An 11,496-nucleotide genomic window follows, 5' to 3' on the forward strand; every position below is an offset into this window, starting at 1 on the left:
CTATATCAACAACCGACCAAGAAAATGTCTTGGTTGGAAAACTGCAAACGAGGCTTTTAATGAGCAATTGTTGCACTTAATTTGACAAATCATCAAATAGAAAAGAACAGTGATGAAAGTATGTGAGTGACAAGCATCCAGTAAGAAATGGTCTGTGAATTAATCAACCAACTTTACAGGCAGTTGGGCTAGCTAAATATGGCAGGAACCATTGCTATAACAAGATTCCCCAACCACATTATGCTATACTATTTCTATTATCGAAATATTTGAAAAGAGGGATGCTAGATGACAAATTTACAGCAATTAGATGCGTATTTTTCAGAACATCGCGAAGCACACTTAAATGAATTAAATGAATTTTTACGTATTCCAAGTATTAGTTCTTTATCAGAGCATAAAGGAGATATTCAAAATGCCGCTGAGTGGTTAGCAAACGCTTTTAAGAAGCTAAATCTTGAGAATGTCTCTATTACGCAAACTGCAGGTCACCCTGTTGTTTATGCGGATTGGTTACACGCAGAGGATAAACCAACTATTCTATTTTACGGTCATTATGATGTACAACCGGTTGACCCACTAAATTTATGGGAAACGGAACCATTCAACCCGACAATTCGAGACAACAAACTATTCGCTCGTGGTGCTAGTGACGATAAAGGACAAGTGTTTATGCACTTAAAAATGATTGAAGCATTATTTGCGACAACTGGTACTTTACCTGTGAACGTGAAGTTCATCTATGAAGGTGAAGAAGAGATTGGTAGTCCTAACCTTCCTGCCTATGTTGAAGAGCATAAAGAGAAACTAGCAGCTGACTTAATTTTGATTTCTGATACAGGTTTATATGGTCCTGGAAAGCCTGCTGTATGCTATGGATTACGTGGCTTAACGGGGGTTCAAATTGATGTTCGTGGTGCAAAAGGAGACCTTCACTCTGGTCTTTACGGTGGCGGTGTCCAAAATGCTATTCATGCATTAGCTGACATTTTAGCATCCTTCCGCGATGAGCATGGCACAATTCAAGTTGAGGGCTTCTACGATAAAGTTTTACCATTATCTGAAGAGGAACGCGAAGCTTATCGTGCGCTTGGTTTTGATGAAGAATCCGTGAAGGAAGAAGTTGGCGTGAAGGAATTATTCGGTGAAGCCGGCTATTCATATTTAGAACGTACTTGGGCACGTCCAACATTAGAGGTTAATGGTGTGTTCGGTGGCTTCTCTGGCGAAGGCATTAAAACCGTACTTCCTGCTGAAGCTGGCGCAAAAATCACATGCCGTCTAGTGCCAAATCAAGAACCAAATGAAATTGTAGCACTATTAAAAGCACATATTGAAAAACATAAGCCAACTGGCGTTGACGTGACGATCTCTGAATTCGATAAAGGTCGTCCATTCTTAACACCATTTGATCATCCATTTATCCAAGCTGCTGGCCGCTCATACGAAAAAGTATATAATGTGCCAACTGCTTACACACGTGGAGGAGGATCAATCCCTATCGTGGCTGCCTTTGATGAAATTTTAGAATTGCCAGTAGTGCTAATGGGCTTCGGCTTATCAAGCGAAAACTTCCATGCACCAAATGAACACTTCCATTTAGAAAACTTCGATAAAGGATTACGTGTTTTAAGTGATTATTTATACGAGGTAGCCGAATTACAAAAGTAAAATAACAAATCCCCTCGTTTCTTGTAACGAGGGGATTTTGCTATATTATTCTCCAAAAATCGTAACGATATCTGCTGATGTTTTACGTTCTTTCCCTTTTGGCACTTCATCAAAATAGCCAACTTGTAGCATCGCGATTACGCGCTCACCCGGCTGAACCTTTAAGGCTTCACGGAATTTCGGATTATCTAGGAAGCCAGGCGTTTTCCAGCATGAGCCTATTCCTTTATCCCAAGCTAGCAATTGAATATTTTGAATAAAAATACTTGCCGCTGCGTAATCTTCTAATCGCTCTTTTTGTCGAGCATCCTCAGGAACGATGACAAAAGCATAGCCACCCGGTAATGTGAATTTCGCCATTTGCTTCGCTAAATCTTCACTAGAAAGCTCCTGCCATTTCGGTATCGTTAGATCACGCAATAAATTATGAAGACCATCTAACTCCTTACCACATGCAACAACTAAACGCCAAGGCTCTCGATTCCCATGATTCGGTGCCCACACTGCATCGTCAATAATAGCCAATAAATCTTCACGATCCACCGGCTGTCCATTAAACTTTTTAATAGAACGACGCTCAATAATCGCATCCCTAACAGATAAAAATTGTTCGCTCATATACTCTTATCTCCTTCTATAACACTACAATAATTAAAATTGATATCTTCTACCCTTCACATTATCACAAAATGATGAGCTTTAACACTGCTTCACCTTAAGCAAAACTATCTTCTATATGAATATAATGATAAGTCATGCTCGGCGTATAAGCCGTTGAATCTTCATAAAAATATGGTCGCTTAATACTATCTGAAGTGTGTGCGTTAACATATGGGATACCATTTTCGATACTTGTCACAATTACGGAATGATCAACTCTTCCATCCCCCTGGAAATCATAAAATATGACATCTCCAAGTTCTAATTCTTCGGCAGATTGTACACGCCTACCCTTCAACCCTGTTGTAGAGCCTTCCAAATACCATCTAAGGGAATGTGCAACAGACCAACTAAAGCTCCAATTTCCATGTTGAACCCACCAACCTTTCCCTCTGTTTGGAGCACCTCGCATTGGTGCTCCTCCAGCAAGTAAACATTGAGATATATAGTTCGTACAATCAACAGTAAAATTCGGAAATGCTGGATTACGCCTGTTCCACCACAAGTTCGCATACTGTACAGCGGCCTGTCTGTTATACATTTTTGCCACGCTTCCCCTCCTTATGTTCAACATATGTATAAAGAGGGATTTCTATTAGCTAGGTCCTTATTCATAAAAATGTCGAATGTGGTCTTATTTGGCACTATCTTTGCCAATTTTGAGATAGTTTTTGCTACAATAAGGGTAAGGAATTATAGGCTTTTATATTACGAATCAGAAGGGATGTTGAAATTGAAGCAGCATGCTGAGAAAGAAATTATACAACCTACTCTTTTATGCGATAAAAAAGGTAATTTAAATCCAGCTGCCATCGGATTTGCTCGTAAACCTCTAATAAACAGCAATTTAAGTGGCCATATCATGCGCAAAAAGAAATGGAATTATTGGTGTGTCTACGGTGATGAGATCATCTTCTCAGCTACTATTAGCCATCTAGACTACGCAGCGGTCTGCTTCGTCTATTTCCTTGAATATGAAACACAGCGCTATTTTGAAAAAACAATTACCATTCCATTGGGTGGAAAGTTAAAAATGCCTACGCAGGTGCTAGATTCAGTATCCTTCAAAAATAGTGAAATGATGATTGATATGACATATGTACAAAATGAAACACATCTATCCGTTTCAATCCCAGACTTCGATGGAGATGTTTTACGTGCAAAGCTTGTCATTCAGCATCCGCCTACAGATGAGTCATTGAATGTAGTCATCCCTTGGAACCGTAAAACATTCCAATTTACAGGTAAGCATCATACACTCCCTACTTCTGGGTTTGTGACAATTGGTAATCGTCGCTTTACATTTTCCCCTGAGGAAAACTTCTCTGTCCTAGAATACAGTCGTGGCGTTTGGCCCCGTACATTCACATGGAATTGGGGAATGGCCTCACAGCGAGTCCGAGGAAGACGAATCGGACTCAATTTAGGTGGTAAATGGACAGACGGAACAGGAATGACCGAAAATGCTGTTTTCGTTGAAGGAAAAATGACAAAAATACACGAGGATGTACTGTTTAGCTATAATCAAGAGGATTTAATGCAACGATGGAAAATCAAAACTAAATTCACTAACCAAGTTTCATTAACATTCTCCCCATTTTTCGAGCGTGTATCCGTCACAAAAGCTGGTCTCATAAAATCTGAAGTACATCAAATGTTTGGCTACTACGACGGCTCCGTATTACTAGACAATGGCGAAACACTTGTCATCCAACAAATGCTAGGCAGCATCGAAGAAAATCGCGTAAAGTGGTAAGAACAAAAAAATTAATTGCTTGCTATTTGCTTCTCATACTAGGATTTAACGCACTGATTCGCACACCCTCAGCGCGTTAAATCCGAAAAAGCCTTTAAATGGCTCCTTTTTCGGCGAATTGGCGTTTTTATCCGTCGCTCTCGACTTTCTTTCCGTCGCTTTGCCGGGGCTATCCACGATTTTGACCGTTCTATCCACGACATTGATGGTTCTATCCACGACTTTGGCTGCTCTATCCGTCGCTTTGACTCTTCTTTCCGTCGCTCTCGACTTTCTTTCCGTCGCTTTGTCCATTCTTTCCGTCACTTCGGCTTTTCTTACCGTCGCTCTGATTCCTATCTGTCGCTTCGACTTTTCTTTCCGTCGCTCTGATTCCTATCCGTCGCTTTGACTTTTCTTTCCGTCGCTCTCGACTTCCTATCCGTCGCTTTGTCCATTCTTTCCGTCACTTCGGCTTTTCTTTCCGTCGCTCTGATTTCTATCCGTCGCTTTGACTCTTCTTTCCGTCGCTCTCGACTTTCTATCCGTCGCTTTGTCCATTCTTTCCGTCGATTCGGCTTTTCTTTCCGTCGCTCTGATTTCTATCCGTCGCTTTGTCCATTCTATCCGTCGCTTCGGCTTTTCTTTCCGTCGCTCTGATGATTCTTTCCGTCGCTTTGACCATTCTATCCGTCACTTCGACTCTTCTTTCCGTCGCTCTGATTCCTATCCGTCGCTTCGGCTTTTCTTTCCGTCGCTCTGATGATTCCTTCCGTCACTTCAGCTCTTCTTTCCGTCGCTCTGATTCCTATCCGTCGCTTCGGCTTTTCTTTCCGTCACTTTGACCATTCTATCCTTCACTTCGACTCTTCTTTCCGCCGCTCTGAATCCTAGCCGTCACTTCGCCTCTTCCTTCCGTCGCTCTCATTTCTATCCGTCACCTTGGCTCTTTCAATCAGTCACTCTGACCGTATTACCGCTTCTATCCCCAAACCCTGGCCATTCACCCCAACTAATCCGTCAATCCTGCTACTATCTTTTCCGGGTCGTCTGTAAATATTGCCTGTACACCGAGCTGCTGTAATTGCTTTGCTTGCTCAACATCATTAACCGTATAGACACGGACAGTTGCTCCTTCATTAAGAGCTTCTTGAATGGATCTCCGAAATGCTGTAGGTAGGCTGACATGTATAGCATCTGCCGGGATTTGAGCTGCGTAGCCGTTAAAATCAACTAAAATTTCGGCAAACAGTGCTGCTTTTTCAATATAGGGTGCTCTTTGTGCGACGATTTGAATAGATTCATGATTGAAGGAGGAAATAATTACTCTCTCTGTCATTTGAAATGCAGCTACCTCCTTAATAACAAGTGCTTCTATCCCGTTATATGGAAGTATATCGGTTTTGAGCTCAATATTAATACGATGATTAGTGCCTGCAAATAGCTCTAAAACGTCTCCTAGAGTTGGGATTCTCTCCTCTTCAAATTTAGAAGAAAACCATGAACCATAATCAAATGCACGGAGCTCTTGTAGCGTGTAATCCTTTACGTAGCCAGAGACATTAGATGTACGATTGATTGTTTCATCATGAATAACGACTAACTCCCTATCCGCTGTTAAATGAACATCTAGTTCAATCCCTGTAATCGGAAGTTTTGATGCGGCCATAAAAGCAGCCATAGTGTTTTCTGGGTAATGTGCCGAAACGCCTCTATGGGCAAAAATATTCAAATTCGATAACCTCCTATTTCGCCCACCTCTCAACTCGTTAACAGGCGGGCCATTAAATTTCGATTTTCCTTCTCCCTTAATAAGCCTATTACAATTTCACTTGATGGTAAATATTATATATAGTAGTATGAGAATCTACTTGAAAATGCAAGTACTTAGGAGGTGCTAAAAAATGACTGCACAACATCCAGATTTTCAGGCTGAAGTGGAGCGGCTAGCTTACACTAAAAATTACATGCAGCAAATTTTAAATGAATCACAAAGAGGTTTGCAATCTGCTCAGGAGAATATTCGTAAGTCGATGGCAGATCTTGATTATTTAGATTCCAGTTTGGGCTATAATAATATCTTAGCAAATGCTCGTTTCTTTGAAATGGCCCGAAACCAAAAGGAAGGCTTAGAGGCTATTCGAAAAAAGCCATACTTTGCCCGAATTCATTTTCAAAAGACAGGAGATCCTGAAGAATTTCTTTATATCGGAAAAACGTCTTTGTTTCATCGAGAAACCCATGAGCCTATAATAGTCGATTGGCGTTCACCAGTAGCAAACGTCTATTATGATGGTCGCCTTGGGGATATGGAATATGATGTGCGTGGAGAAATCCATAAGGGACATCTTTTTGCCAAACGCCAATATAAAATTAATGATGGTGAATTGCTCGATTTACGGGACATTGATTTAACAACAAACGATGAATTACTGCAAGAAGCGTTAGCTGGAAAAGCAGATGTGCGTTTGACTGAAATCGTCTCCACCATTCAAAAGGAGCAAAATGAAATTATACGAGCACATCTTCGTCAGCCGATTATCGTACAAGGTGCTGCTGGTAGTGGAAAAACAACAATTGCCCTACACCGAATATCTTACTTCCTCTACACGATGGGCGAGCATTTTAATCCTGAGCAGCTTATGATTTTAGCACCGAATAAGTTATTTATCGATTATATTGGTGATGTTTTACCAGAGCTTGGTGTCGATAAAATTTGCCAAACAACCTTTACCGATTACGTTCTAGCTGCGACGAAGCTAAAATTGAAACTTCAAAACCCAAATGAGCAGTTAGAATCTCTTGTTGCAGGAGAACCCCAACAGGCAGCTTCTTGGATATCCGAAATGAAGGGCTCACTTTATTACCGTGATGTAATAGAACGATATGTTCAAAAAATCGAACAAGAAATCGCCAATCAGTTTGAGGATGTATTCATTGAAAAATATTGCATTATGCGTGCCTCCCATTTAAAGAAGCTATTTTTATATGAATTTTCTTATATGCCGATTGAAAAACGACTAGCACATATAAAAAAAGTGCTTGCAAGCCATGCTCGTCAAAAGAAACAGGCTATTTTAAATACACTTCATAAAAAATATGATGAAGCACTTGGCAGAGCACTTGATGGATTTCGTGATGATGACAAACGACGTCGTGTTGTCACGAAGTTTATTGATGAGCGTGATGAACGTATTCCTGCTATTGAAAAAGAGGCAAAGTCAACCGCAACTGTTTATATGCGGCGCTTTTCTAAACATAACATCAAGACTCTCTATCGTTCTCTTCTAACAAATGCTGAGCTTTTAGCAGAACTTGCTCCAGAATGGCATTATCTTGAGCAACAGCAATTTTTACAAGCACATGCTAAAGAACAATGGGTGCTTGAAGATTTAGCTGCACTTTATTTTTTACAAGCTCGTATAAAGGGCATTCCAGATGAATGGAAAATGCGAGTCGTTTTCATCGATGAAGTACAGGACTATAGTTTATTTCAGCTTGCTGCTTTAAAGACTGGGCTTGAAACAGATATGTTTACAATGGTCGGTGATTTAGCACAAGGAATTCACAGCTATCGTTCCCTTACTGCCTGGGAACCTGTCCAAAATCTATTTCCTAGAGCAAGCTTTAGAACACTGCAAAAAAGCTATCGAACAACCATTGAAATTATGGAGGTTGCAAACAAAGTCTTAGCGCAAATGGATGAACAACTTCCATTAGTAGAGCCAGTAGTACGGCATGGTAATGTCCCTACCTATATACAAGCTCAATCATTTGATGCCCTGCAAATTAAAGAAATTTTTGAAGCCATTCGATCCAATGGACACCATTCCGTTGCTTTAATTTGCAAAACGACTGCAGAGGCAAAAACAATGCAGCAAACATTAAAGGACAAAAAAATTGCTTCGCAGCTTCTAACTGAAAATGAGTCCATCAATCAGGAATTATTGCTCGTTGTTCCGAGTCATTTAGCAAAGGGCCTTGAATTTGATGCTGTGATCGTAGCTGCCTTCGATACACCTTTCTACGATACGAAGGTTGATCGCAAGCTACTTTATGTGGCACTCACTCGAGCCATGCATGAGCTTTATTTAATCGGCCCAACAAAAAATACATTTCTATTAGAAAATGAACAGATATAATAAATATTTTCGCCTTGATGTAATTGTAGCTGTCGCTTCGCTTTCGCTACAATCAAAACTCAGCTGAAAGAAGATAAAAAAGTCGCTATTAAAGCGACTTTTTTTCATCGAACATTTAAATCTGATTTATCGATTCCGAGGTGGTAAACGGTAAAACCTCCCTCTGGATAAGTACGCTTTTACAACTTTCCACCATGACCTTGGTGCTTCCCTTTGAGGAGACTTCTTTTTAGGTAGTGCCGGCATGCGCATGATAACGACTCCTTTCATAGGCTTACTAATACTATATGAAGATAGTTACAAATTTATGATAAAAAGAATAGTTAACCCAATATATCGATACGTTCATGACCCATCGCCTACCACCGAATAAACATAAAAAAGAGCAGACGCATTTTGTCGAAAAAACGGCGTTCCCCCACTAAAGAAGATCGTATTTCCCCTAAAAATACTTATGTTTACTAATTATGCTTTTGAAGAAAAGCCTTTACTTTTTCATAAGTAAATTGAGTGCTCAAACTATTTGATACTGCATCAAAAGCATGATCGACTTTTGGAATAAGATAAAGTTCATGGGGAACGTTATTTTCTTTTAGCTTCCTGTCCAAAATTTCAGCCTGTTCTTCTAGAAAAATTCGGTCACTCGTTCCTAAAAGTGTAATAGTAGGAGGTGTCTTGCTTTGAATATAACTGATCGGAGAAAGTATTTTATAACGATCAGGGAATTGTGAAGGTGTACCTCCAATATATTTCTTCATAACATCTTGCACATAGTCAGGACTTGGACTATTTTTATAAACTTTCTCCATATCAGACGGACCGTATACATTAATCACAGAGTTAATAGTTACTGAAGGTACATTTGATGAAGGAGGTAACTGTGTATCCCCCATACTATAGGCAGCTAGCATAGCCAGATTTCCACCTGCTGACCGTCCCATTACGTTTATTTTTTCAGGATCAATTTTGTAAGCATCCGCATGTTCTGCCACCCATCCTATTGCTGATTTTACATCAGCTACTTCATCTTTCCATCCTGCATGAGGTGGCATACGATATTGTATATCAAACACAGTATATCCTAATTCACTTAACCATTGATTCCAATGAGGTGCTCTATTTTTATCCCCCTCAACCCATCCACCTCCATGCACTTGTACAATAGCAGGATGAAGTGGTTTTTTTGAGTCTTCATTGGCTGGCCACACATCAAGCTTTAATTCCACACCATCAGAGGTTGTCATGTATACAACGTCCTGTGTGAATTTTGATGTGATTTCTGTCTTACCGAAAAAATGAGAACGAAGCGAAACGGAAACACTCTCGTTCTTAGCGTAATGTAACATTTCAATAATTGGCTCTACAGTTAAAAAACTTAATAATAAAACTAGAGGAATCAAAATTGTCCGAGCTATTAAAGCTTTCCTCCAGACAGCTAATACTAATAAAATTATGATCACAGCAGTTATACTTAATAGAAGCGTAGGTATTATCAATGCACCTGCTCCAAGGGCACTCATTATATTAGGAAAACCGCCTGGATTCCAAATATAGTATGTCATAATGCTAATGAAAAAAAATGCAATTACTGCAATGATTGTTAGTAACCATTGAATAAAACCCCTAGGACGCCATGGGGTTGGATGTTTTTGTTGTTCCTGTTTCATTTTTCTAAACCCCTCCATAATCAATCAAATATCTTAACTTATGAAAGTATCAAAAAATACTTAGCTTTACCAAAAGACTTTGACCCTAATTTATTGATGAAACCCCTACAAAATCGTTGTGTGAGTCATTGATCCTCATCCTTTACTTCATTCAAACAGCCCACAGCTTTTGCAATGGTGTTGTCTTTTTATAATCCAAACCAATATCATAAAAAACTAATTCCAGTTCACTTAACAAGCTTATTTCTGAGGCACTTGAAATATTCGATATCCAGCGTTCATTGAGTATGAAAGGATGTCCTTATGATAATGCCGTGGCTGAAGCGATGTTTAAAGTATTTAAAACGGAATTCGCTAATGGAGCTCATTTCACTTCTCTTGAACAGCTCGCTCTTGAACTTGATGATTATGTTCATTGGATCAACAATATTCGTATTCACGGAACTCTAAGCTATTTAACACCAGTGGAATTCAAGCAACAGCCCATATAATCTTTGTCCAGTTTAGTGTTGACACACCACAGCTTGTCAGCAACGTGTTTTTGACTTTGCGAAAGCGAAGCGACAGCAACAACATGATGTTGGTCACTCAATCATTACCACAGGACGTGGCGTTCTTAGACAGAGTTCCTCTATTTCAGCGAATAAACCAGCATTCATCTTACCACCTATAGAAGCTAGCACTATTTGGATTTTGTGTATGGCATAACCCTAGAGTTAATGCTAGTACTACTCTGTATTACTTGCAACAGTCGAATCATCAAGAATCATTTTTAACTCTTTATATAAAATTATAAAAAGCAAAAAAGGACATCCTTTTATCGGAAATCTTTTCTTAATGGTTGCTGCTATTGAAGGGTAAAACTTTCTGGGGAAATATGCAAATCAATCTTTGCTTACTTTTGAACATGTTTTGATAAAAGCTTCTTTGGATTGTTATGATTATTATTTTCAACTTTATTTTTTGAGATTGGATTGAGTGCTGTTCACTTAAGACTACCTCTTTAAGGAAAACAGATGTTTCTCATGCGAAATGGATTACGAAACTACTGCGCCATGGATTAATTGAAAAGCGAGCTTTGTCCCAGCAGTTGAATATTCGCTAATAAAATGGATATGGACATGGAAGAATGATGTCTAAAAAACAGATGATTACCGATTCGTTATTCGAAATACTCACGGAATATCAACGTTTCCTTATTCATCAATCTTGGAATCAAAAACATGCATTAGAAAAGCACAGGACAATCGCAACTAGAAGAGGCAAGAAAAAAGCATTCGTTGCGCTATCACATCGAATGCTTTGGATTTATTTAATTCATGCTATACCCATACAAAGAATCGCGAATAATTTAATCTAACCAAAAAAGATTTAATCGAAATTGCCCTAAACAACAGATACCTTTGCTTTTCCGTTGGCTTTTAAAACTCCATACCGATTCTCTATCTATTTTTAGAATATTCATAGGCCAAGGGGTTATTCATTTTCACAGAAAAAAAAGCCGAGGAATAAATCCTCGACTTTTCTAAGTGCCTAGCGACGTCCTACTCTCACAGGGGGAAGCCCCCAACTACCATCGGCGCTAAAGAGCTTAACTTCCGTGTTCGGTATGGGAACGGGT

At 39.4% G+C, this 11,496-nt stretch carries 10 protein-coding genes, 1 rRNA gene and 1 pseudogene; 7 read left to right on the top strand and 5 right to left on the bottom strand.

What is annotated here, in order from left to right:
- The first annotated feature begins 288 nt into the window (after window positions 1-288).
- A complete protein-coding gene (locus tag ABH966_RS26460) occupies window positions 289-1,671 on the top strand; it encodes a dipeptidase (RefSeq protein ID WP_370083646.1) in 1,383 nt (460 codons plus the stop codon).
- 45 nt (window positions 1,672-1,716) lie between these two features.
- On the opposite strand, the gene ABH966_RS26465 is transcribed toward ABH966_RS26460, so the two are convergent.
- Both ABH966_RS26465 and ABH966_RS26470 read right to left on the bottom strand, forming a co-directional pair.
- Complete coding sequence (locus tag ABH966_RS26465) at window positions 1,717-2,289, bottom strand: nitroreductase family protein (protein WP_370083648.1); 573 nt, start codon at window positions 2,287-2,289, stop codon at window positions 1,717-1,719.
- 97 nt (window positions 2,290-2,386) lie between these two features.
- Window positions 2,387-2,881, bottom strand: a complete 495-nt coding sequence (locus ABH966_RS26470) for an amidase domain-containing protein (protein ID WP_370083649.1) — start codon at window positions 2,879-2,881, stop codon at window positions 2,387-2,389.
- A 183-nt stretch (window positions 2,882-3,064) separates the two neighbouring features.
- Between ABH966_RS26470 and ABH966_RS26475 the strand changes: the two genes are divergently transcribed.
- From ABH966_RS26475 to ABH966_RS26490, 4 genes are all read left to right on the top strand, one after another.
- Window positions 3,065-4,087: a DUF2804 domain-containing protein gene (locus ABH966_RS26475; RefSeq protein WP_370083651.1), complete on the top strand. Its 1,023-nt coding sequence runs from the start codon at window positions 3,065-3,067 to the stop codon at window positions 4,085-4,087.
- A gap of 118 nt (window positions 4,088-4,205) precedes the next feature.
- A complete protein-coding gene (locus ABH966_RS26480) occupies window positions 4,206-4,478 on the top strand; it encodes a hypothetical protein (RefSeq protein ID WP_370083653.1) in 273 nt (90 codons plus the stop codon).
- The gene (locus ABH966_RS26485) at window positions 4,475-4,726 is read left to right on the top strand and encodes a hypothetical protein (RefSeq protein WP_370083655.1); all 252 of its coding nucleotides are present in this window, start codon (window positions 4,475-4,477) and stop codon (window positions 4,724-4,726) included. Before ABH966_RS26480 ends, ABH966_RS26485 begins: the two co-directional genes overlap by 4 nt.
- Entirely contained in the window at window positions 4,726-4,911 is a 186-nt protein-coding gene (locus tag ABH966_RS26490) for a hypothetical protein (protein WP_370083657.1), read from the top strand. Before ABH966_RS26485 ends, ABH966_RS26490 begins: the two co-directional genes overlap by 1 nt.
- A 167-nt stretch (window positions 4,912-5,078) precedes the next feature.
- On the opposite strand, the gene ABH966_RS26495 is transcribed toward ABH966_RS26490, so the two are convergent.
- Complete coding sequence (locus ABH966_RS26495; protein WP_370083659.1) at window positions 5,079-5,798, bottom strand: glycerophosphodiester phosphodiesterase; 720 nt, start codon at window positions 5,796-5,798, stop codon at window positions 5,079-5,081.
- Between the two features lie 172 nt (window positions 5,799-5,970).
- Between ABH966_RS26495 and helD the strand changes: the two genes are divergently transcribed.
- Complete coding sequence (helD, locus tag ABH966_RS26500; protein ID WP_370083661.1) at window positions 5,971-8,208, top strand: RNA polymerase recycling motor HelD; 2,238 nt, start codon at window positions 5,971-5,973, stop codon at window positions 8,206-8,208.
- 461 nt (window positions 8,209-8,669) lie between these two features.
- Here helD and ABH966_RS26505 read toward each other — a convergent pair whose 3' ends face one another.
- Window positions 8,670-9,875 (bottom strand): alpha/beta hydrolase, encoded by a 1,206-nt coding sequence (locus ABH966_RS26505; protein WP_370083663.1) that lies wholly within the window; start codon window positions 9,873-9,875, stop codon window positions 8,670-8,672.
- 233 nt (window positions 9,876-10,108) lie between these two features.
- Here ABH966_RS26505 and ABH966_RS26510 point away from each other — a divergent pair.
- A pseudogene (locus ABH966_RS26510) lies at window positions 10,109-10,366 on the top strand (IS3 family transposase); the annotation flags it as partial.
- Window positions 10,367-11,406: 1,040 nt separating this feature from the next.
- On the opposite strand, the gene rrf reads toward ABH966_RS26510, so the two are convergent.
- Window positions 11,407-11,496, bottom strand: a 5S ribosomal RNA gene (gene rrf / locus ABH966_RS26515); the annotation flags it as partial.

This window comes from Lysinibacillus sp. RC46, assembly GCF_041262385.1.
Taxonomy (GTDB): domain Bacteria; phylum Bacillota; class Bacilli; order Bacillales_A; family Planococcaceae; genus Lysinibacillus.

Excerpts from the sequence above, each read along its gene's own strand:
- ABH966_RS26465 (WP_370083648.1), bottom strand. The coding sequence starts at position 2,289 with ATGAGCGAACAATTTTTATCTGTTAGGGATGCGATTATTGAGCGTCGT.
- ABH966_RS26505 (WP_370083663.1), bottom strand. The coding sequence starts at position 9,875 with ATGAAACAGGAACAACAAAAACATCCAACCCCATGGCGTCCTAGGGGT.
- helD (WP_370083661.1), top strand. The coding sequence starts at position 5,971 with ATGACTGCACAACATCCAGATTTTCAGGCTGAAGTGGAGCGGCTAGCT.
- ABH966_RS26490 (WP_370083657.1), top strand. The coding sequence starts at position 4,726 with ATGATTCTTTCCGTCGCTTTGACCATTCTATCCGTCACTTCGACTCTT.
- ABH966_RS26460 (WP_370083646.1), top strand. The coding sequence starts at position 289 with ATGACAAATTTACAGCAATTAGATGCGTATTTTTCAGAACATCGCGAA.